The organism is Providencia zhijiangensis (genome assembly GCF_030315915.2).
In the GTDB taxonomy this organism is placed as follows: Bacteria; Pseudomonadota; Gammaproteobacteria; order Enterobacterales; family Enterobacteriaceae; genus Providencia; species Providencia zhijiangensis.
The window spans coordinates 545,370-566,649 of the sequence record NZ_CP135990.1; the positions used below are offsets into that span (position 1 = coordinate 545,370).

Annotated in this window: 22 protein-coding genes; 20 read left to right on the top strand and 2 right to left on the bottom strand. The window is 44.1% G+C overall.

Translation table 11 applies throughout. The annotated features are described in order from the left end of the window. Positions 1–90: 90 nt before the first annotated feature. From ltnD to tatC, 17 genes are all read left to right on the top strand, one after another. Positions 91–999 (top strand): L-threonate dehydrogenase, encoded by a 909-nt coding sequence (ltnD, locus tag QS795_RS02370; protein WP_154602098.1) that lies wholly within the window; start codon positions 91–93, stop codon positions 997–999. Continuing rightward, a complete protein-coding gene (gene otnK, locus QS795_RS02375) occupies positions 996–2,273 on the top strand; it encodes a 3-oxo-tetronate kinase (protein ID WP_286272305.1) in 1,278 nt (425 codons plus the stop codon). The genes ltnD and otnK overlap by 4 nt, the downstream gene beginning before the upstream one ends. After that, on the top strand, positions 2,266–2,907 hold the full coding sequence (gene otnC / locus QS795_RS02380) for a 3-oxo-tetronate 4-phosphate decarboxylase (RefSeq protein WP_318626804.1): 642 nt from the start codon (positions 2,266–2,268) through the stop codon (positions 2,905–2,907). Before otnK ends, otnC begins: the two co-directional genes overlap by 8 nt. Positions 2,908–2,917: 10 nt before the next feature. Then, positions 2,918–3,697 (top strand): 2-oxo-tetronate isomerase, encoded by a 780-nt coding sequence (gene otnI, locus QS795_RS02385; protein WP_154602101.1) that lies wholly within the window; start codon positions 2,918–2,920, stop codon positions 3,695–3,697. A 9-nt stretch (positions 3,698–3,706) separates the two neighbouring features. Beyond that, complete coding sequence (locus tag QS795_RS02390) at positions 3,707–4,474, top strand: DeoR/GlpR family DNA-binding transcription regulator (protein WP_036954967.1); 768 nt, start codon at positions 3,707–3,709, stop codon at positions 4,472–4,474. Positions 4,475–4,531: 57 nt separating this feature from the next. Then, the gene (gene denD / locus QS795_RS02395) at positions 4,532–5,491 is read left to right on the top strand and encodes a D-erythronate dehydrogenase (protein ID WP_154638718.1); all 960 of its coding nucleotides are present in this window, start codon (positions 4,532–4,534) and stop codon (positions 5,489–5,491) included. Between the two features lie 11 nt (positions 5,492–5,502). After that, positions 5,503–6,879 carry a GntP family permease gene (locus tag QS795_RS02400; protein ID WP_036954960.1) on the top strand — a complete coding sequence of 459 codons (1,377 nt, stop codon included), beginning with the start codon at positions 5,503–5,505 and terminating at the stop codon, positions 6,877–6,879. Between the two features lie 283 nt (positions 6,880–7,162). Then, the gene (gene udp, locus QS795_RS02405) at positions 7,163–7,918 is read left to right on the top strand and encodes a uridine phosphorylase (RefSeq protein WP_006658334.1); all 756 of its coding nucleotides are present in this window, start codon (positions 7,163–7,165) and stop codon (positions 7,916–7,918) included. Positions 7,919–8,200: 282 nt separating this feature from the next. Continuing rightward, a complete protein-coding gene (locus tag QS795_RS02410; protein ID WP_154602103.1) occupies positions 8,201–8,983 on the top strand; it encodes a tyrosine-protein phosphatase in 783 nt (260 codons plus the stop codon). Between the two features lie 184 nt (positions 8,984–9,167). After that, complete coding sequence (locus tag QS795_RS02415) at positions 9,168–9,698, top strand: DedA family protein (RefSeq protein ID WP_154602104.1); 531 nt, start codon at positions 9,168–9,170, stop codon at positions 9,696–9,698. Between the two features lie 105 nt (positions 9,699–9,803). Further along, entirely contained in the window at positions 9,804–11,159 is a 1,356-nt protein-coding gene (gene rmuC / locus QS795_RS02420) for a DNA recombination protein RmuC (protein ID WP_286272312.1), read from the top strand. A 75-nt stretch (positions 11,160–11,234) separates the two neighbouring features. Then, positions 11,235–11,990 carry a bifunctional demethylmenaquinone methyltransferase/2-methoxy-6-polyprenyl-1,4-benzoquinol methylase UbiE gene (ubiE, locus tag QS795_RS02425; protein WP_036954951.1) on the top strand — a complete coding sequence of 252 codons (756 nt, stop codon included), beginning with the start codon at positions 11,235–11,237 and terminating at the stop codon, positions 11,988–11,990. A 1-nt stretch (position 11,991) separates the two neighbouring features. Further along, positions 11,992–12,645, top strand: coding sequence for a ubiquinone biosynthesis accessory factor UbiJ (locus QS795_RS02430; RefSeq protein ID WP_154602105.1), 654 nt, complete (start codon positions 11,992–11,994; stop codon positions 12,643–12,645). After that, positions 12,632–14,266 (top strand): ubiquinone biosynthesis regulatory protein kinase UbiB, encoded by a 1,635-nt coding sequence (ubiB, locus tag QS795_RS02435; RefSeq protein WP_154638720.1) that lies wholly within the window; start codon positions 12,632–12,634, stop codon positions 14,264–14,266. The genes QS795_RS02430 and ubiB overlap by 14 nt, the downstream gene beginning before the upstream one ends. A 113-nt stretch (positions 14,267–14,379) precedes the next feature. After that, positions 14,380–14,667, top strand: a complete 288-nt coding sequence (gene tatA / locus QS795_RS02440; RefSeq protein WP_036954943.1) for a twin-arginine translocase TatA/TatE family subunit — start codon at positions 14,380–14,382, stop codon at positions 14,665–14,667. Positions 14,668–14,670: 3 nt separating this feature from the next. Next, on the top strand, positions 14,671–15,207 hold the full coding sequence (tatB, locus tag QS795_RS02445; RefSeq protein WP_036954940.1) for a Sec-independent protein translocase protein TatB: 537 nt from the start codon (positions 14,671–14,673) through the stop codon (positions 15,205–15,207). Between the two features lie 3 nt (positions 15,208–15,210). Continuing rightward, entirely contained in the window at positions 15,211–15,972 is a 762-nt protein-coding gene (gene tatC / locus QS795_RS02450) for a Sec-independent protein translocase subunit TatC (protein WP_036954937.1), read from the top strand. 86 nt (positions 15,973–16,058) lie between these two features. Here tatC and rfaH read toward each other — a convergent pair whose 3' ends face one another. Further along, entirely contained in the window at positions 16,059–16,553 is a 495-nt protein-coding gene (rfaH, locus tag QS795_RS02455) for a transcription/translation regulatory transformer protein RfaH (protein ID WP_286272316.1), read from the bottom strand. Between the two features lie 174 nt (positions 16,554–16,727). Between rfaH and pepE the strand changes: the two genes are divergently transcribed. The 3 genes from pepE to fre all read left to right on the top strand — a co-directional run bounded on the left by pepE (position 16,728) and on the right by fre (position 19,749). After that, positions 16,728–17,453 (top strand): dipeptidase PepE, encoded by a 726-nt coding sequence (gene pepE / locus QS795_RS02460; RefSeq protein ID WP_036954932.1) that lies wholly within the window; start codon positions 16,728–16,730, stop codon positions 17,451–17,453. A 111-nt stretch (positions 17,454–17,564) separates the two neighbouring features. Beyond that, complete coding sequence (ubiD, locus tag QS795_RS02465) at positions 17,565–19,037, top strand: 4-hydroxy-3-polyprenylbenzoate decarboxylase (RefSeq protein ID WP_006658346.1); 1,473 nt, start codon at positions 17,565–17,567, stop codon at positions 19,035–19,037. A 10-nt stretch (positions 19,038–19,047) separates the two neighbouring features. Beyond that, positions 19,048–19,749, top strand: a complete 702-nt coding sequence (fre, locus tag QS795_RS02470) for an NAD(P)H-flavin reductase (protein WP_286272320.1) — start codon at positions 19,048–19,050, stop codon at positions 19,747–19,749. Between the two features lie 363 nt (positions 19,750–20,112). Here the strand turns inward: fre and fadA are convergent, their stop codons facing one another. Next, positions 20,113–21,279: an acetyl-CoA C-acyltransferase FadA gene (gene fadA, locus QS795_RS02475; protein WP_154602110.1), complete on the bottom strand. Its 1,167-nt coding sequence runs from the start codon at positions 21,277–21,279 to the stop codon at positions 20,113–20,115. Position 21,280 lies beyond the last annotated feature (1 nt).

The window sequence follows — 21,280 nt, forward strand, 5'->3', positions numbered from 1 at the left end:
AACATTCACCAGAATTCACAGTATTTACCAAAACTAACCGTATTCACCAGAATTTATCATTTGTTGGAACTGACAACATCAGGGGGCTAGATGAAAAATACCGTTAACCATGTTGGCGTTATTGGTCTGGGTTCGATGGGAATGGGGATCGCGCAATCACTAATAAGAAATAAGATCCCAACCTATGGGTTTGATTTAAATCCACAAGCGTGTGAGACGCTACTCGAATATGGGGCACAAGCCACAGGGCAAGATGCCGCGCAGTATGCGCAACAGCTAGATGCGCTACTTATGGTCGTCGTCAATGGCCAGCAGGTTGAGGCGATTTTGTTTGGTGGTGAGAAACCACTGGTAGAGCAGCTTCGTCCAAATACGATTATTGTATTGCACAGCACACTGGCGGCGGAGCAGACAAAACAGATAGCTCAGCGCCTTGCCGAATACCAGCTTCTATTAGTCGATGCGCCGATATCTGGCGGCGCGATTAAAGCGGCAGAAGGCAAACTGACCGTCATGGCATCGGGTTCCCCCGAGCTATTCACTCAGCTTGCGACGGTATTTGAGGCAATTTCAGAGCGCCTTTATCGTGTGGGGGATGAAATCGGCCTTGGCTCAACCGTGAAAACTATCCACCAGCTACTGGCGGGGGTGCATATTGCGGTTGCTGCGGAAAGTATGGCGCTGGCGGCAAAAGCGGGCATCGATTTAGATGTGATGTATGACATCGTCACCCATGCGGCTGGTAACTCATGGATGTTTGAGAACCGCATGCAGCATGTACTTGACGGAGACTATACCCCTAAATCGTCAGTCGATATTTTTGTGAAAGATCTCGGTTTGGTGATGCAAACCGGAAAAGCGCTGAATTTCCCGTTACCTCTGGCGGCAACAGCGCATCAAATGTTTATCTCAGCCAGTAATGAAGGTTTTGGCTTACAGGATGATAGTGCCGTTATCAAAACCTTTAAGGGAATTACTTTACCGGAGAAAAAGGCATGACAGTGAAATTAGGCGTGATTGCTGATGATTTTACCGGCGCGACAGATATTGCAGGCTTTATGGTACAAAACGGCTGGAAAGTGGTGCAGCTACTGAATGAGCCGAATGAAAATACGCCAATCCCTCAAGATGTGGATGCCATTGTGGTGAGCTTGAAAAGTCGTTCTTGCCCTGTGGATGAAGCCATTAGTGCCTCGGTTAATGCCTGCCGCTGGCTGAAGGAATCGGCGCAGTGCCAGCAAATTTTCTTTAAATATTGCTCCACATTTGATTCAACCGAGAAAGGCAACATTGGCCCAGTGACTGATGCGCTGATGAAGCAACTGGGTACGTCATTATCATTAGTGTGCCCTGCATTGCCTGTTAACGGTCGAACCGTGGTACATGGGCACCTGTTTGTTAACGGTCAATTGCTCAATGAAAGTGGAATGCAGCATCACCCAGTCACTCCAATGACCGATGCCAACCTGATGCGCGTCATGGAAAAACAGTCCGCAGGTAAAGCGGGGCTGATTAACCTAGCGACCGTGCAAAAAGGCAGTGCCGCTATCACTGAACAGTTAGAACAGCTACGCCAGCAGGGCATTAGTTATGCGGTTGTGGATAGTTTCACGATGGATGATTTACTGCCTATTGCTCAGGCTTCGCAATCACTGCCTTTATTAACGGGCGGGTCAGGATTAGGGGCTGCCCTTGCGAATATTGATAGCCAAGTGGCCTGGGGGCAAGGGGAAAGCCGCGGCACTAAGCCGACGGGGAAAGAGAGAAAAACGGTCATTTTATCGGGAAGCTGCTCGCTAATGACCAACAAGCAAGTGCAAAACTATCAGCAAGTCGCGCCTAGCAAAGCGCTAGATGTGGGTGAATGCATCAATAATCCAGACTATGCAACTGTATTAGCGCAATGGGTTAAAGATCAGAAAATCACAGGGTTAGCGCCTTTGTTATATGCCACCCAACCGCCAGAGTTATTGAAGCAAACGCAGGAAAAATACGGCGCTGCATTATCGAGTACCGCGGTAGAAAATGTGTTTGGGCAGGTAGTGACGTTACTTCAGCAGCAAGGTTATAACACTTTTATTATCGCGGGCGGAGAAACCTCTGGAAAAGTGGTGCAAAGCCTTGGAACTGAACAATTAAGTATTGGCTCACCTATCGCGCCGGGTGTGCCTTGGGTACAAGACTTAGCGAGCGGTAACTGGTTAGCACTGAAATCAGGCAATTTTGGTCAAGAGAATTTCTTCCAGTTAGCACAGGAGATGGTTAATGAGTAATGAAAAGGCGCTACGCCAAGAGTTAGTGGATTGGGCGAAGTCGATGTTTAATCGCGGCTACAGCAGCGGTGGTGCAGGCAATATCAGCGCCCGCCTGCCGGATGGCTGCATTATTGTCACCCCGACTAACTCAAGCTTTGGCGATTTAGATCCTGAGCGCCTGAGCAAACTAGACGCGCAAGGTAACTGGATTGATGGTGACAAGCCAACAAAAGAAGTTTCCATGCATATGGCAATGTATTTGCAGCGTTCAGATTGCCAAGCGGTGGTTCATCTACATTCACCTTGGCTAACGGCACTGTCCTGTTTACCGAATTTAGATACCGCAAACTGCTTACCGCCGATCACGCCTTATTACGTGATGCGTGTGGGCAAATTACCGTTGATTGAATATTTACCACCGGGTGATGACCGTATTGGTGAAGAAATCGCAAAATTAGCGCCAAATCATAATGCGATTTTACTCTCTAACCACGGCCCCGTTGTTGGCGGAAAAACGTTAAGACAGGCGTTTTTCAATGCGGAAGAATTAGAAGATACCGCACGTCTATACATTACATTGCGCCCACACGGCTTCACCACGTTAACGCAAGAGCAGGTTCATGAGCTCGAAAGCCGTTATCCACAGAAATGAGGCGATAGACATGGCTAAATTTGCAGCAAATCTCAGTATGATGTTTAACGAAGTTCCGTTTATTCAACGCTTTGAACGTGCCGCTCAAGCTGGGTTTAAGGGCGTTGAGTATCTTTTCCCTTATGAAGAAGATGCGGATGTTATTGCGGGTGAATTGAAAAAACATCAACTTACTCAAGCTCTATTCAATATGCCTGCGGGAAATTGGGGCGCTGGCGAGCGTGGAATGGCGTCGATTCCCGGCCGTGAAGCCGAGTTCGCTCAAGGTGTACAAACCGCCCTGAAATACGCTTTAGCATTAGGCTGCAAGCAAGTGCATGCTATGGCAGGAAAAGTGGATGATAAATTCACGCCTGAAGAGCAAAAAACGTGTTTTATTAAGAATATACAGCATGCTGCGGACGTGATGGCTGAGCACGGCATTCGTGTGCTTATCGAGCCGATTAATACCCGCGATATGCCAGGGTATTTCTTAACGACCCAAAAGCAGGCTGAAGCGCTGTTACCTGAAATCAATCGCGAAAACGTGTTTATTCAATTGGATTTATATCACTGCCAGATTATGGAAGGTGACTTATTGAAAACAATTGAGCGTCTTTGGGGTAAATTTAGTCATATTCAGATAGCATCAGTACCTTTTCGCCATGAACCTGATAGCGGTGAAGTTAATTACCCATGGATTTTTAATCAACTCGATGAAATGGGATATGAAGGCTGGCTGGGATGTGAATACCACCCAGCAGGACGCACCGAAGACGGTTTAGGCTGGCTAAAGCAAGCTAATTCCTAGGAGAACCGAATGATCCCTTCCGAACGTCGTGATTTTATTTATCGCTATGTCTATGAGCACCAAACTGTGTCTATCAATGACTTGGTTGGTTTAATGAATGTCTCTCATATGACGGTTCGACGTGATATTCGCATGTTGGAAGAGGAAGGGAAGGTTGTCGGAATTAGCGGTGGTGTTCGGTTAAATGATGCGTTACGCCAAGAGCTTCCGTGGAGTGAAAAGGCAAGACTTCATCATCAAACGAAACGCGAAATCGGTCAATTTGCCAGCTCACTGGTTGAAGATGGTCAGGTGGTTTACCTCGATGCAGGCACCACCACCTTTGAAATTGCCCGTGTATTGGGTGAGCGTTTTAATCTCACTATCGTGACCAATGATTTTTCCATCATGCAGTACTTGATGAATAAATCACAACTGAACTTGTATCACACAGGCGGGCAGGTTGATAAACGCAATCACTCCTGTGTTGGCAATACGGCGGCCGCTATGTTGCAGACACTGAATGTAGACATCGCGTTTATTAGTACCAGCTCATGGGATCTGCAACATGGGGTTTCCACTCCTCATGAGGAAAAGGTCCAAATAAAACAAACTTTATTGGATGTTGCTCGTCGGTGTGTACTGGTTTCAGACAGCAGTAAATTCGGTAAATACGGTATGTTCCGTGTCTGCCCATTAGATCAATTGCACGACATCATTTGTGACCAACATTTACCGTCTGATGTGGTGCAACGGATACTCGAAAAAAACATAAAACTTCATTTAATAAATACATAAAAAAACATCTTACCTACTGATGCATAGCCCGACAGGGTTATAGCAAGGAGAATGACAATGAAAGTTATTATTACTGGTGGCGCAGGCTTTCTGGGCCAGCAGCTAGCCGCTGCTTTGCTTAAAAACAACCAAGGATTAAAATTTGACCAGCTCGTTTTAGCGGATATTCAATGCCCTACATCGCCTATTGAAGACTCTCGCGTGAGTTGCGTTGCATTAGATTTAACCCAGCCAGAAGCAGCAGATAAGCTGATTGACGCGCAAACTGACGTGGTATTCCACCTTGCGGCGATCGTCAGTAGCCATGCTGAAAGTGACTTTAACTTAGGCATGAAAGTGAACTTCGATGCGACTCGCCAATTGCTTGAAGTCGCTCGCGCTAAAAACCCTGCCATCAAGTTTTTATTCACCAGCTCCCTTGCGGTTTTTGGCGGTGAATTACCGGATGTGATCACCGACCTGTGTGTTGTGAACCCTCAGTCTTCTTATGGCGCTCAAAAAGCCATGTGTGAATTGATGGTGAACGACTATTCCCGTAAAGGCTATGTGGATGGACGCGTGATGCGCTTACCTACCATTAGTATTCGCCCGGGAGTCCCGAATAAAGCGGCATCTTCTTTTGCTAGCGGTATTATCCGCGAGCCACTAAATGGGATTGAGAGTGTTTGCCCAGTGTCTCCAGAGTTGGCGCTATGGTTATCTAGCCCAGAAACGGTAATCAACAACTTCATCCATGCGGTTTCGATTCCTGCAGAGAAATTTGGTCTTTCACGCACAGTGAACCTGCCAGGGATCACCGTGACAGTACAAGAGATGATTGATGCCCTGCGTGATGTCGCTGGTCAACAAGCAGTTGATTTAATTCGCTTTGAACCGGATGAATCCATCAACCGTATTGTGGCAAGCTGGCCGGGTAAATTCGATATTCGCCGTGCACTGGATTTAGGCTTTAAAGCTGATGGGTCATTTAGCGATGCGATCCGTTCCTTCATTAAGCACCATGGCTGTGCGAAATAGGAGATTAAATAATGTCCTATATTCCTATTATTGGCCTCGCGGTGGCCATATTTGTCCTTATCTTTTTAGTATTGCGAACGCGGGTTCACGCCTTGTTAGCGATGTTGATTGCGGCTGCAATCGCAGGGTTATCAGGGGGATTAACTGCAGCGGAAACCGTCACCGTTATTACAAAGGGCTTTGGTTCGACCCTCGGTAGCATTGGTATTGTTATCGGTCTCGGGGTAATGATGGGAAGGGTGCTGGAAGTGTCCGGTGCTGCTGAGCAGATAGCCTATAGCTTTATCAAATGGTTAGGTAAAAAACGCGAAGAGTGGGCGCTGGCAATTACCGGTTATATTGTCAGTATTCCTATCTTTGTCGACTCTGCATTCGTTATTTTGTATCCGCTGGCAAAAGCGTTAGCGAAGAATGGAAAACGCAGTATTTTAACCCTTGGTGTCGCATTGGCGGGGGGATTAGTTGTTACCCACCATACTGTACCGCCAACTCCGGGCCCTCTCGGTGTTGCAGGGATCTTCGGGGTTGATGTTGGTGCCATGATTTTAGCGGGTATGACGCTGGCAGTGCCGTGCGTTATCGGGATTGTGTTCTACGCCAAGTGGCTGGGAACTAAATACCCTGAATTCATGCCAGATGAGACGGGCAGCGAAGATTTAAAAGAAGTACATGCGCGTTACATGGAAGAAAAAGCCAACAAACCATTACCGAGCTTATTCTTATCATTGTTACCAATTATCACGCCAATTCTGTTGATCTTCATTAATGCTATCAACGGATTATTACTGAAAACAGCCGCATTCCAAGGTATGGATGATAATTGGTACTTCCAATCATTCCAATTCTTGGGAGCACCGATTATCGCCTTATCTATTAGTGTCCTGATTTCGGTCTATACGTTAATGCCAAAAGCATCGAAAGAAGAAGTTATCGACCGTATGGAAGAGGGTTTACAAGCGGCGGGTATCATCCTGCTTGTGACAGGTGCTGGTGGAGCATTAGGTGCAGTATTGCGTGACAGCGGGACGGGAACCATTCTTGCGGAGCATGTCGCGAATTTACCGATTACGCCCGTATTAATCCCGTTTATTATCGCGACATTAGTGCGTTTAATTCAGGGGTCTGGAACGGTAGCAATGATTACCGCAGCATCGATTTCTGCGCCAATCATTAGCCAAATTCCTGATATCAACTTATTGGTTGCAGCTCAGGCAGCAACAATGGGGTCTCTGTTCTTCGGTTATTTCAACGACAGCCTTTACTGGGTGGTGAACAGAATGATGGGGATCAAAGACGTTAAACAACAAATGATTGTTTGGTCTATTCCAACAACAATAGCTTGGGCTATCGGGTTGGTTGGGGTCTTGATCCTTGATGTCGTGCTATAAATCTAGCATGTTGATATTGTAGTATTTTCTATATTCTGCCTATCTAAAGCGCCCATTCGGGCGCTTTCTTTCGATAATCACAAACATTCATCTATACTGGGTGTATCTCATTATTCACATTCATCTTAAGATGATTTATTTGTGATCATGATCTCGTTTTAATGAAATTCAAGTGTATCCGTTTCTATTAAAGTAGATATTGGTCACTAAATTAATCAAAGCTAAGCGCTATATTGACAATAACGTACTAATTCAATGATGCCATTGTGTAAAGGAGTTTGATATGTCTGACGTTTTCCACTTAGGTTTAAAAAAGAGTGACTTACAGGGTGCAACTGTTGCTATTGTTCCTGGGGATCCTAACCGTGTTGAAAAAATTGCACGTCTGATGGACAACCCTGTACATTTGGCTTCATTACGCGAATTCACATCATGGCGTGGCGAGCTCGATGGCAAAGCTGTGATTGTCTGCTCAACGGGTATCGGTGGACCATCAACTTCTATCGCAGTTGAAGAACTGGCTCAGTTAGGTATCCGTACTTTCTTACGTATTGGTACAACAGGTGCAATCCAAGAAAACATCAATGTGGGTGATGTGCTTGTCACCACGGGTGCCGTTCGTTTAGATGGCGCAAGCCAGCACTTTGCACCACTGGAATTCCCAGCCGTCGCTGACTTCACGTGTACTAATGCGCTGTATGCTGCGGCAACAGAAGCGGGTGCAACCGTACACGTCGGTATTACCGCATCTTCCGATACCTTCTACCCAGGTCAAGAACGTTACGACACCTACACAGGTCGCGTAATGCGCCATTTCAGAGGCTCAATGAAAGAGTGGCAAGACATGGGCGTGATGAACTATGAAATGGAATCTGCAACGCTGTTAACCATGTGTGCAAGCCAAGGCCTGCGTGCAGGTATGGTCGCTGGGGTTATCGTAAACCGTACTCAGCAAGAAATTCCAAATGAAGCGCTTCTGAAAAAAACAGAAGGCAATGTTCTGAGCATCGTTGTCGAAGCTGCTCGTCGCCTGCTGTAATCCTAATTAGCTGACCCGTTTACTGACTTCACTCGGTTGTGGATTTGCGGTAAACGGGTTCAGTTATCATCGTGCTACCCATGTATCTTAAATATTCTTGTATCTCTAATTGATCAGCGCAAAATTTATTTTCTCGCGTTTTTCTTATTCCCTTCATCGATGAATCTGTTATTGTCATTTAAAACAATTAATAGAAGCCTCTTAAGTTACTCAAATTACAAGTAATTGATGATTTCGTTTATTTTTAGTTTGAGCAATGACAGAGCTAAAAAGGGAAAATGTATGTCAACCAAACCTTACCTTCACCCCTCTGTACTGCCTTTAACAGGTGGAATTAACTTTCGTGATTTAGGGGGAAAAAAGCTTTCCAATGGCGGAAAAATAAAGCCCGGTGTTTTATTTCGTTCTGGGGCGCTCGACCGATTAACCCAAGATGATGAAAAAGTCTTACAGTCACAAAACCTTTTCCAAATCATCGATTATCGCGATGAAGCTGAAATTTTGGATAAACCAGATGTGGTGTGGCGTGGCGCTCATTATGTACATGCCCCTGCGAACCCGCTGGCAAAAGAAGTGAGTGCGAATCTTGATAAACTCACCCCAGAAGTACTAGAACAGTTTGATCCTCAAGCTTTTATGTTTCGCCTCTATGAGTTGCTTCCGTTGAATAATGCCGCTTATCACCAATTAGTGAACATGTTGAAGCAGCCAGAAAAAGGTGGGCTTGTGCAACACTGTGCTGTGGGTAAAGACCGCACAGGAGTTGGCTCGGCTCTCGTGCTGTTTGCGCTGGGCGCAGATGTGAATACAGTAATGGATGATTACCTTTTAACGAACGAGACGTTAGCGCCATTTCGTAATCATTTACTCGAAGAGTTCTCCAAGACCATGAGTGAAAACGTGGTGAAAAAATTCGAATATGTATTTTCTGTTCGTGAAGAATTTTTACAAACTGCATTGAAAAGTATAGAAAATAATTATGGCGGTGTGGATAGCTGGCTAGAAAAAGACTTTGGATTAGATAACGCTCAGCGCAGCGTATTACAAAGTTACTTCCTCGAATAAACCTCTGCGGAATTGAAGTTGCAATGCGCCAGTTTTGTTGCAACTTTATTTACTTCCAAGAACTATAATATATTCACTTAGCGGCGTAATAATTGCTTATCTTAATAACAGTTAATTAGCTGAATAATAGTTACTTAGTCTACTCATAGTTAACATACTAATCTCAAACCGTAGGAATTCGCCCTTGAGCATTAATGAAATTGTCACGGTCATTACAGAATTCACTCGCGCTCACGAAGTGTGGGCTATCCCTATTGTGTTCATTCTTGCGTTTGGCGAGTCCCTCGCTTTCTTATCGTTATTGCTCCCTGCGACCGTTATCTTGCTTGGGCTAGGGGCATTAATTGGTGAAAGTGAGATTGCCTTTTTCCCGATTTGGTTAGCCGCTGCATTGGGCGCATTTTTCGGGGATTGGGTCTCTTATTGGTTTGGTTTTCACTATAAAGATAAAGTTCGTGAAATGTGGCCGATTTCCCGCAACCCTGAAATGGTAGACAAAGGGCATCGCTTCTTTGAGAAGTGGGGTGTTTGGGGTATTTTCTTTGGTCGGTTTTTCGGGCCACTGAGGGCGGTAGTGCCGCTTGTTGCGGGGATCTGTGAAATGAAGCAGCGACATTTCCAAGTCGCTAACCTAGCCTCAGCGATGATTTGGGCGTTTGGCATTTTAGCCCCTGGTGCGCTTGGTTTACGTTGGTTTGCGAGTTGGATGGGATAAGCTGCGAAGCCGCTCGCAAAAAGTAGCCGTTGGGAGATTTACCTCTGGACACTTATACAGTATCCCATTACCTTACTCTAGATTTTAAAAAGTAAGGATTGAGTCGTGGATACCTCTCTTTTATATGCAATTATTGGCGCCTTGAGCGGCATTTTGGTCGGCGGTTTAGCGGTCTGGTTTTCTATTGTCCAAAAAATAGCGGGAAAAGAGCGAGAGCTACAAGAGGTATACCGCCAATTGGCGGCGAGCGATGAAAAAAATGTGCATTTAGCGCAGTGGAAAGAGGAATGTGACAGGCTCGATCAGGAGCTACGTACACAGCGGGATATTAACCGCGAACAGGAAGCAGAGCTGCGGGAAGTGATGACCCGCTTTGAGCAGACTCAACTCGCCAATGAAGAAAAACAACGGATTTTACAAAACAGCGAGCAGCGCCTTACCGCTCAGTTCGAAAATTTAGCCAATCGTATTTTTGAGCAGAACGAACGTCGAGCATCCGAACAACATCAGAAAAATTTAATGGCGATGCTGTCACCGTTTCGTGAGCAACTTGAAGGGTTTCGCCAGCAAGTACAGCAAAGTTATGGTGAAGAAGCCAAAGAGCGCCATACACTCACTTATGAAATTCGCCAATTACAGCAGTTAAATAGCCAAATGACCAAAGAAGCGGTCAATTTAACCCGAGCCCTAAAAGGAGATAATAAAATCCAAGGGAACTGGGGGGAAACGATTTTAACGCGGATTTTAGAAGTTTCAGGGCTGCGAAAAGGCAGTGAATTTGAAACTCAGGTAAGCATCAATACGGGGTTTAATAGCCGCTATCAACCCGATGTGATTATCCATCTTCCTGAAGGCAAAGATGTGGTGGTCGATGCGAAAATGTCGCTGGTGGCTTATGAACACTATTTTAATAGCGATGATCCAGAACAGCAGCAGCAAGGCATCAAGGAGCATGTGGCGTCCATTCGTAACCATATGAAAATGCTCAGTCGCAAAGACTACCATCAGTTACCGGGAGTTCGCTCTTTAGATTATGTGCTCATGTTTATTCCGATTGAGCCTGCGTATTTATTAGCATTAAAAGAAGCGCCTGAACTACTTGATGAAGGATTAAAACTGAATATCATGTTGGTTTGCCCATCCACCTTACTGGTGGCCGTGCGTACCATTAATAATTTGTGGCGCTATGAACGGCAAGAGCAAAATGCTCAAGAAATCGCAGATAGAGCCGCTAAAATGTACGATAAGCTGCGTTTATTTATCGATGATATGCAAGTATTGGGCTCGAGTTTAGAGAAAGCAAATCATACTTATTCTTCAGCAATGAAGCGCCTTGCTGAAGGCCGAGGTAATTTGCTTGCTCAAGCGGAAAGTTTTAAAGAGTTAGGTGTGGAAGTTAAGCAATCTATAGACCCTCAGCTAGCTGAGCGGGCTGACAAGTCTAATTGTGCGGAATCTTAGAGTTATAATAGGGTTTTCACTCAAAGGCTGGTACACTTCACAAAAAAGTTTGAACGATTAACAGGCATAATAGAAATGACCGAACCAACAAAAGAAACCATCGATTTTGGTTTCCGTACTGTAGAGAAAGAAGAAAAAGCTGGCCTAGTCGCAAATGTTTTTCACTCTGTAGCCTCTAAATATGACCTGATGAATGACTTAATGTCTTTTGGTATTCATCGTATCTGGAAACGTTTCACAATTGAAGCGAGTGGTGTGCGTCGCAATCAACGCGTACTTGATCTTGCTGGTGGAACTGGTGACCTCACTGCAAAATTCTCTCGCCTTGTGGGTGAAAAAGGTGAAGTGGTTCTCGCAGATATTAACGATTCAATGTTAAAAATGGGACGCGAGAAACTGCGCGATTTAGGCATTGTCGGTAATGTTAATTACGTTCAAGCTAACGCAGAAGAGTTGCCATTCCCTGATAACTATTTTGACTGTATTACCATCTCTTTTGGTTTACGTAACGTCACCGATAAAGATAAAGCATTACGCTCCATGTTCCGTGTATTGAAGCCGGGTGGACGCCTATTAGTGCTTGAGTTCTCTAAACCAATTCTTGAACCACTGAACAAAGCTTACGATGCTTACTCATTCCATATTTTACCGCGTATTGGTCAAGTGATTGTGAATGATCCTGAAAGCTATCGTTACCTAGCTGAATCTATCCGTATGCACCCAAATCAAGAAACCTTGAAAGGGATGATGGAAAACGCAGGTTTTGAGCAAGTCTCTTATGACAATATGACCGGTGGTATTGTTGCATTACATAAAGGGTTTAAATTCTAAGATGGAAGCACCATCAGCGCATATTGAAAATCCTAATACTGTTTTGTATTCCTTGATGACGGCATTAATGGAAACTTCCTTGAACCACATGTTGTTCAAGGAAAAAGTCCTGCAACCTGCAAGAATGCGTTTAGCAGGTAAAGTGATGGGGATTGAGCTTAAAGAGCTGAATAAAACTCTGACGCTTATTTTTGCTGAAAATCATGTTGATGTATTAAGTGAATGGCAAGAACCTGCAGATTGCACTATCAAAACGTCACTGTTTACATTGATTAAGTTGAAAGATAAGCAGCAGCTTTCACAACTCATCAATAATGGTGACATTGTGATTGAAGGCGATATGCAAATTGTTCAACACTGGTCTTCATTACTGGATTTAGCTATCTGGAACCCGGCTCATTATTTATCTCCTTATATTGGTGATGTTGCGGCAGAAGGCATCAGTAAAGTGTTGGGTAAAGGGGCTTGCCTCGCGTCTCGTTTAGTCAGTCGCCAAAAAACATACGTTAAAGACATTATTCTGGAAGAGTGGAAAATGGCGCCAAGCCAGCTGGAATTAGTGCATTTTAGCGATGAAGTTGAGCAGGTTTCAAATTCAATGAGTCAGTTAGAACAACGACTCAATCAGTTGGAGGAGAAGAATGACTCCCGGTGAAATAAAACGTCTTTACTTCATTATTCGGGTATTTCTCTCTTATGGACTAGATGAGCTGATCCCTAAAATTAAGCTGACATTGCCTTTAAGAATTGGGCGGTTAGGTTTTTTTTGGATCAAAAACAGACACAAAGATAAAGATCTTGGTGAACGACTGCGCTTAGCATTACAAGAATTAGGGCCGGTTTGGATCAAATTTGGTCAAATGCTTTCGACTCGCCGAGATTTATTCCCTCCTGCAATTGCTGACCAGCTGTCATTATTACAAGACAAAGTGGCGAGTTTCGATGGTAAATTAGCCCGTCGTTATATTGAGGAGTCACTCGGTGGTCCATTAGAACAATGGTTTGATAACTTTGATGAGCAAGCTCTTGCCTCTGCGTCGATTGCCCAAGTTCATACTGCAACATTAAAAGAAAATGGCAAAGATGTTGTTTTAAAAGTGATTCGCCCAGATATTTTGCCTGTCATCAAAGCGGATATTAAGCTGATGTACCGTATCGCCAATTGGGTTCCTCTTCTTCCTGATGGACGACGTTTACGCCCTAAAGAAGTCGTGCGTGAGTACGAAAAAACCTTAATTGATGAGCTAAATCTTCTTCGCGAATCTGCTAACGCTATCCAGTTACGACGCAACTTTGAAAACAGTTCTATGCTGTATATCCCTGAAGTTTATCCTGATTATTGCCGTGAAAACGTGATGGTCATGGAGCGTATCTACGGTATTCCTGTTTCAGACATTGCGGCATTAGAAGCGCAAGGCACGAACATGAAGTTGCTGGCAGAGCGGGGCGTCAAAGTCTTCTTTACCCAGGTATTTCGTGACAGTTTCTTCCACGCAGATATGCACCCGGGCAACATTTTTGTTAGCTACGACCACCCAGAAGATCCTCTCTATATTGGTATCGACTGTGGGATCGTGGGTTCACTTAACAAAGAAGATAAGCGCTATTTAGCTGAAAACTTTATTGCTTTCTTTAATCGTGATTATCGTAAAGTTGCTGAATTGCATGTGGATTCTGGCTGGGTTCCGCCAGATACCAATGTTGAAGATTTTGAGTTTGCTATCCGCACCGTTTGTGAGCCTATCTTTGAAAAGCCATTAGCTGAGATTTCATTTGGGCATGTGTTATTGAATCTGTTCAATACCGCCCGTCGCTTTAATATGGAAGTTCAGCCGCAATTGGTGTTATTGCAGAAAACCTTATTGTACGTTGAAGGTTTGGGTCGTCAGTTATACCCGCAGTTGGATTTATGGAAAACAGCAAAACCATTCTTAGAGGATTGGATCCATAGCCAAGTGGGTATTCCGGCTATCACCAAAGCGTTAAAAGAAAAAGCGCCATATTGGGCGGAGAAAATGCCAGAAATCCCCGATTTGATTTATGGGGCATTAAAGCAGCACCGTTTCTTGCAGTCTAATATTGAACAGCTTACACAAGAGTTAAAGCACCAACGCACTAAACAACGTAAATCACAGTACCTATTAGGAATTGGGGCAACCTTTATTCTTTGTGGTAGCTTATTCTTTATTTCTGACTTAACCCGAATTGCAGCAGCATTTATGGCTGTAGGTGCATTGTCGTGGCTTGTAGGTTGGTGTAAAGGAGAGGATAATTAAGTAGACTTTGTTTTGCGACAAGTTTATAAGGCTGTGATCATTTCCGTATTTAGCGTTGGTTGTATATAATAGAGTTAGTTACAATTGATCCCAAAACTATAGAGGTATTAACAATGGAATCAACTTTTGCAATGGCTGCTTTCGGTAGTCCTTGGCAATTAATTATCATTGCTTTGCTTATCATTTTAATTTTCGGCACCAAGAAATTACGTTCTTTAGGTTCTGATTTGGGCGAATCACTTAAAGGCTTCAAAAAAGCAATGAGTGATGATGAAGCTGCAAAAGCGAAAGCAGAGCAAGAGAAGCAAGACGCTGATTTTGCACCAAAAAATATCACTGAACAACAGGCTCCTGAAAAAAAAGACAGCCCAGTTGAGAGCAAAAATAAAGAGCAGGGATAAACCGTGTTTGACATAGGTTTTAGTGAACTACTGCTAGTTGCGATCATCGGTCTTGTGGTATTAGGCCCACAACGTCTACCAGTGGCAGTGAGAACTGTTGCTGGTTGGATTCGTGCTATGCGCTCTATGGCTGCTAATGTCCAGAATGAGCTATCACAAGAACTGAAATTGCAAGAACTGCAAGAGACTCTTAAAAAAGTTGAAGAGAAAGCGGGTTTGGAAACTCTTTCTCCAGAACTTAAAAAGTCGATGGATGACCTGCGTCATGCTGCTTTGTCTTTACAAAGTGGTTATCAGGCAACAACCAATGATGTCCAATCTGAGTTGAACAAAGCAAAAGAGATCACAGAAAACTACGATGCTGCGGTAAAGGAATCCCATGCTAGTTCTTCGCAAACTCAAGAGTCAGACCCTGATCCTGAGTATGCTGCTAAGATGGCTGCAGTTGTTGAAGAAAAACCTGCTTCAGCAACACCAACAGACTCTAAGCCACTCGATGCTAAAGTAACAAACTCCAATCAAACAGAAAGTGAAAAATAACACATGGCTGTCAATGATGCTCAACCACTTATTAGCCACCTGATTGAACTAAGAAAGCGGCTACTAAACTGTTTGATTACGGTATTAATCGTCTTTGCGGCGCTCGCTTATTTTTCAAATGATATTTATCGCCTTGTTGCTGCGCCTTTGATTGATAAGCTGCCTGTTGGCTCTCAAATGAGTGCGACAGACGTAGCATCGACGTTTTTTACCCCGATTAAACTGACCATGATGGTATCTGTATTTGTTTCGATACCGGTCATTTTGTACCAGGTCTGGGCATTTATCGCGCCTGCGCTGTATAAGCATGAACGTCGATTAATGCTGCCGTTACTGGTATCAAGTAGCTTCCTATTCTATCTAGGAATGGCATTTGCTTACTTTGTGGTATTCCCGTTAGCTTTTGGCTTCTTTGTAAAAACAACGCCAGAAAGCGTTAACTTTATACCGGATATCAGCAAATACCTCAGTTTTGTCATGACATTGTTTATGGCATTCGGGGCTGCGTTTGAAGTGCCAATCGCGATTATTTTACTGTGCTGGACTGGCGTAACGACTCCAGAATCACTCAGACGTAAGCGCCCATACATCTTAGTAGGTGCGTTTATCGTCGGGATGTTCCTGACTCCGCCAGATGTTTTATCGCAAACTCTACTCGCAGTACCGATGTACTTGCTGTTTGAGCTTGGGGTATTACTGTCGAATTTCTATGTTGGCAAAGGTCGACGTAGAGGCGATGACGAAGAAGAAGAGCCAGAAGAATAGTCACGGTGACAACGTTATTGTGAAATAAAAAGCCCACTCAATGGGCTTTTTTTATGCCTGTTTGAAGCAAATATATCGAGAGAAACTTATTCGGACTCTTTTCTAAATTGCGTATTATTAATGACTTTTGCGACAGTGGTATTTAAGATGTTAAGCAAAAGAATTGAACGCGACTCACCATTTGGTTCATTGAAGATGGCCTTAACACCGGCAAAAATGCCTTCAGTAATAACAACACTGTCTCCCTGAGAAGGGAGATCCGGAGATTGAGTATGGCTGATAGGCGTCTGCTGTATGAGGTTAATTATCTCTTCAGGAACTTCAGCCGGTAATGCGCCAAAACGAATAAAGTGGCTGACACCACGTGTAGATTGGATAGTGGTTGTATGAATTTGCTCATGATCGAATTTTACAAACAGGTAATTGGGAAATAGCGCTTCAGTGATAACTGTGCGTTTGCCTCGAACGACTTTTTCCATTTCAGTCATTGGAGTCATGCAAGTCACATCTTGTCGAGTTAAGTGCTCAACCGCTCTATCCAGTTGCCCTCGTTTGCAATACAGCAAATACCATTTTTCCATTTTTTGATCCCATCCAACAAATTTATGCTCATGATAACAAATTAAGGCATAAGAATGTGACTAATGATGAGTAGCACAATATTATTCATCTACACAAGTATCGATTAATTCGATAGTTACGAAATTAGATACATAATAAACACAGCAGTTAATACACTTTTTGTAGGAGACACCATGGATATCTTTTTACTGAGTAATGGCAAACTTTCCGGCAACCCTGTATGGCTAAGTTACGCATTACCAAGAATTAGCGAAATGATTGAACGTAAACAGATTAAGTCTGCAGTATTAGTGCCTTATGCTGTTTTACGAGGTTCTCACGATGAGCGTGCGGAGCAGTTAAGCGATGCTTTAGGTATTAAAGTGACTTCGATTGAACATTTTGAGAGCCCAGTAGAAGCCATCGAACAAGCAGAATGTATTCTTGTGAGTGGCGGTAATACATGGTGGTTAAATAAATGCTTGCATGAGAATGGCTTAATTGTTGCTATCCAACGTGCAGTACGTGAACGCGGTGTACCTTACATTGGTTGGAGCGCAGGTTGCAACGTGGCGACTCCAAGCATTCGTACAACGAATGATATGCCTGTGAGTAATGCAGTTATCATGCCATCCTTGGGTCTGTTCCCAATGCAAATCAACCCACACTATATTGATGCGCATATTTCTGGGCATATGGGTGAAACACGCGATGAGCGCCTACAAGAATTCTGTGTTATTAACCCTCATGAAGTGGTTGTTGCGTTACGTGAAGGTAGCGGATTACAGATCAAAGGTAATGAGTTAAGTTACTTCAGTGGCAAAAATGAAGGCTTCAAGCTGTTTCAGCACAACAAAACATTCCCTGAGCAATTTGATACCGTATCATTAAAGGATTATGTTCCGTTTGATTGCAAGTAAAGTGATATACTTAATCTGAAGATATTGATTATTAAGTATGTTTAACAGCAACTTGTAACCTTGGCTGGGAACCTTATAATGAGGTTCCCCCTGTAATAGTAAAAGAAGATAATGAAATACCGTGACCTTAGAGATTTCATCGCGCAGCTTGAAAAGCAAGGCGAACTAAAACGCATTACGATGGAAGTCGATCCTTACTTGGAAATGACTGAAATCGCAGATCGTACACTAAGAGCAGGGGGGCCAGCCTTACTATTCGAAAATCCTAAAGGCTATAACATGCCCGTTCTGTGTAACTTGTTTGGTACAACCAAGCGCGTTGCTATGGGAATGGGGCAAGAAGATATTAAAGCCTTACATGATGTGGGTAAGTTACTCGCCTTCTTGAAAGAACCAGATCCTCCGAAGGGTTTTCGTGACTTAATGGACAAATTGCCGAAATTCAAGCAAGTGCTGAACATGCCAGCTAAACGCTTGAGCTCAGCGCCTTGTCAGGAAGAGATTTGGGCAGGTGATGATGTTGACCTGACTAAGATCCCTGTTATGCATTGCTGGCCGGAAGATGCTGCGCCGCTGATTACTTGGGGTTTAACGGTCACGAAAGGTCCTCATAAAGAACGCCAAAATTTAGGTATCTATCGCCAGCAAGTCCTTGGTAAAAATAAAGTTATTATGCGTTGGTTATCTCATCGCGGTGGTGCGCTGGATTTCCAAGAGTGGTGTCAGGCACATCCAGGTGAACGATTCCCAGTCGCTGTGGCGCTAGGTGCTGACCCCGCAACGATTTTAGGCGCAGTGACGCCGGTTCCTGATACGCTATCTGAATATGCTTTTGCTGGGTTACTTCGGGGCAATAAAACGGAAGTTGTAAAGTGTATTTCTAATGACTTAGAAGTTCCCGCTGGGGCTGAAATTATCCTTGAAGGGTATATTGAACCTGGCGAAATGGCACCAGAAGGTCCTTATGGCGACCACACGGGTTATTATAATGAGATTGATGATTTCCCGGTATTTACTGTGACTCATGTGACTCAACGTCGCGATGCGATTTATCACTCTACTTATACAGGTCGTCCACCGGATGAACCCGCAGTATTAGGGGAAGCCCTGAACGAAGTTTTAGTACCTATTTTACAAAAGCAGTTCCCTGAAATTGTGGATTTCTATTTGCCACCAGAAGGTTGTTCCTACCGTCTGGCGGTTGTTACCATGAAAAAACAGTATGCAGGACACGCAAAAAGAGTAATGATGGGCGTCTGGTCTTACCTGCGCCAGTTCATGTACACTAAGTTCGTGATTGTTTGTGATGATGATATCAATGCTCGTGATTGGAAAGATGTTATTTGGGCCATCACAACACGTATGGATCCAGCTCGCGATACTGTCATGATGGAAAACACACCGATTGATTATCTCGATTTTGCATCACCGATTTCTGGACTTGGTTCCAAAATGGGAATGGATGCGACCAATAAATGGCCGGGAGAAACCAACCGTGAGTGGGGACGCCCAATTGTCATGACGCAGAGTGTCAAATCCCGCGTAGATGATATCTGGGAACAGTTAAATATTATTGAAAAGTAAGAGGAAAATCATGGCAACTTTGAGCTGTAAAGTCACATCTGTTGAATCTATCACGGATACAGTTTATCGGGTTATTTTGTTGCCAGACGGACCTTTTCATTTTAAAGCGGGTCAATATCTTATGGTCGTTATGGATGAAAGAGACAAACGACCATTCTCTATGGCTTCTACACCTGAAAATAATCAATCTATCGAACTGCATATTGGCGCATCAGAATTTAATTTGTACGCGATGGCGGTGATGGATCGTATTTTAGAACAGCAACGTATTGATATTGATATTCCTCACGGCAAAGCGTGGTTCCGCGAAAATAGCCAAAACCCGATGATCTTGATCGCAGGCGGTACTGGCTTCTCTTATACCCATTCTATTTTATTGGCTGCACTGGCTGAAAATTCTCAACGAGATATTACTTTCTATTGGGGTGGTCGCCAGTTGGAGCATTTGTATGATCTCGGTGAATTACAAGCTATTAGTGAGCGTTATCCTAACCTGAAAGTTGTCCCTGTTGTTGAGCAACCGGATGAAAATTGGCGTGGAAGAACGGGAACTGTTTTGAGTACCGTGCTAGAAGATTTCGGTGATTTGTCTGGGCATGATATTTATATTGCAGGGCGTTTTGAGATGGCGAAGATTGCGCGGGATAGGTTTTGTAATGAGAGGGGGGCAAAGCCCACCCAGTTGTTCGGCGATGCCTTCGACTTTCTATAACTCGTCATATTTCAAGTTGTAGGGGTGTTGGCTTCATAGGCTACCCTAGTCACATACTCATAGTTTGCATATCCCCGTCATATTTCAAGCCACAGGGGTGTTGGCTTCATAAAGCTACCCTATCACATACTTCAGTATGCTCAAGGGATAGCTTTACTCGCCGCCTACCTGTGACCTGAACTATTTAGGGGATGGACGGAGTTGTATTCAATATTCTGGTTGATTGGTTGATTGGTTGATTGGTTGATTGGTTGATTGGTTGATTGGTTGATTGATTTCACTGAGCGGTTCGTGGATAAAAAAATCCCGCCCCTGACTAGGCGGGAACATTGACAACAGATGACAATGTAACGGCAAAACTGATTAAACCCTTTCAATAATTGTGGCGATGCCTTGCCCAAATCCAATACACATTGTAGCTAAACCAAACTGCTTATCATGTTGCTCTAACTGATTAAGTAACGCGGTTGTGATCCTTGCGCCAGAGCAACCGAGAGGGTGACCTAATGCAATTGCGCCGCCACTTAGATTTACCTTCTGGTCCACTTGACTTTCTGAAATTTGCAGTCCTTTTAGGCAAGCAATAGACTGAGCCGCGAAAGCCTCATTAAGTTCAATAATATCAATATCATTCAACGTCAGCCCCGCACGCTTTAACGCTAACTCAGTTGCAGGAACCGGTCCAAATCCCATGATGGATGGATCACAACCAACCACGGCCATGGCTCGAACTTTTGCACGAGGTTTTAATCCATGCTGTTTGGCATAAGATCCACTGGCAAGTAGCATGGCTGAAGCACCATCAGACAGTGCTGACGAATTGCCTGCGGTCACAGTACCACTGACAGGGTCGAAAGCGGGTCTTAGTGCAGCGAGTCCTTCCAAAGTGGCATCAAAACGGATGACTTCGTCATAGTTGATTGAAATCAGATTGCCATCGGCATCATGCCCTGCAATCGGAACGATTTCACGGCTAAATTTACCATTCTTGGTTGCCGCAGCCGCGCGTTGGTGAGATCTCAATGCAAAAGCATCTTGCTCTTCTCGGCTGATTTTATACATTTTAGCAAGCATCTCAGCAGTTAAACCCATTGCTCCAGAGGCTTTTGCTACGCGTAATGTGAGCTTTGGATTGAAATCAATACCGTGAGTCATTGGAACATGCCCCATATGCTCAACACCGCCAATCAAAACGGAGTGTGCATCGCCCGTCATAATGAAACGGCTTGCATCATGAATGGCTTGCATCGAAGAGCCACAAAGGCGATTGACTGTAACGGCTGGCACGGTGTGCGGGATATCAGTTAACAATGCTGCATTTTTGGCGATATTAAAACCTTGCTCTAAGGTTTGCTGAACACATCCCCAAATAATGTCATCCAACTCTTTCTTTTTCGCATTGGGATTGCGTTCAAAAATTGCATTCATCAGGTGTGCAGAGAGGTCTTCTGCTCTTACATGACGAAATACACCGCCTTTGGAACGGCCCATTGGTGTGCGTATACCATCAATAATGAAGACATTTTCCATA

What these genes read in the sequence shown, in the direction of transcription:
- ltnD (WP_154602098.1), top strand. Translation starts at nt 91, where the DNA reads ATGAAAAATACCGTTAACCATGTTGGCGTTATTGGTCTGGGTTCGATG.
- otnK (WP_286272305.1), top strand. Translation starts at nt 996, where the DNA reads ATGACAGTGAAATTAGGCGTGATTGCTGATGATTTTACCGGCGCGACA.
- otnC (WP_318626804.1), top strand. Translation starts at nt 2,266, where the DNA reads ATGAGTAATGAAAAGGCGCTACGCCAAGAGTTAGTGGATTGGGCGAAG.
- otnI (WP_154602101.1), top strand. Translation starts at nt 2,918, where the DNA reads ATGGCTAAATTTGCAGCAAATCTCAGTATGATGTTTAACGAAGTTCCG.
- QS795_RS02390 (WP_036954967.1), top strand. Translation starts at nt 3,707, where the DNA reads ATGATCCCTTCCGAACGTCGTGATTTTATTTATCGCTATGTCTATGAG.
- denD (WP_154638718.1), top strand. Translation starts at nt 4,532, where the DNA reads ATGAAAGTTATTATTACTGGTGGCGCAGGCTTTCTGGGCCAGCAGCTA.
- QS795_RS02400 (WP_036954960.1), top strand. Translation starts at nt 5,503, where the DNA reads ATGTCCTATATTCCTATTATTGGCCTCGCGGTGGCCATATTTGTCCTT.
- udp (WP_006658334.1), top strand. Translation starts at nt 7,163, where the DNA reads ATGTCTGACGTTTTCCACTTAGGTTTAAAAAAGAGTGACTTACAGGGT.
- QS795_RS02410 (WP_154602103.1), top strand. Translation starts at nt 8,201, where the DNA reads ATGTCAACCAAACCTTACCTTCACCCCTCTGTACTGCCTTTAACAGGT.
- ubiE (WP_036954951.1), top strand. Translation starts at nt 11,235, where the DNA reads ATGACCGAACCAACAAAAGAAACCATCGATTTTGGTTTCCGTACTGTA.
- QS795_RS02430 (WP_154602105.1), top strand. Translation starts at nt 11,992, where the DNA reads ATGGAAGCACCATCAGCGCATATTGAAAATCCTAATACTGTTTTGTAT.
- ubiB (WP_154638720.1), top strand. Translation starts at nt 12,632, where the DNA reads ATGACTCCCGGTGAAATAAAACGTCTTTACTTCATTATTCGGGTATTT.
- tatA (WP_036954943.1), top strand. Translation starts at nt 14,380, where the DNA reads ATGGAATCAACTTTTGCAATGGCTGCTTTCGGTAGTCCTTGGCAATTA.
- tatC (WP_036954937.1), top strand. Translation starts at nt 15,211, where the DNA reads ATGGCTGTCAATGATGCTCAACCACTTATTAGCCACCTGATTGAACTA.
- rfaH (WP_286272316.1), bottom strand. Translation starts at nt 16,553, where the DNA reads ATGGAAAAATGGTATTTGCTGTATTGCAAACGAGGGCAACTGGATAGA.
- pepE (WP_036954932.1), top strand. Translation starts at nt 16,728, where the DNA reads ATGGATATCTTTTTACTGAGTAATGGCAAACTTTCCGGCAACCCTGTA.
- ubiD (WP_006658346.1), top strand. Translation starts at nt 17,565, where the DNA reads ATGAAATACCGTGACCTTAGAGATTTCATCGCGCAGCTTGAAAAGCAA.
- fre (WP_286272320.1), top strand. Translation starts at nt 19,048, where the DNA reads ATGGCAACTTTGAGCTGTAAAGTCACATCTGTTGAATCTATCACGGAT.
- fadA (WP_154602110.1), bottom strand. Translation starts at nt 21,279, where the DNA reads ATGGAAAATGTCTTCATTATTGATGGTATACGCACACCAATGGGCCGT.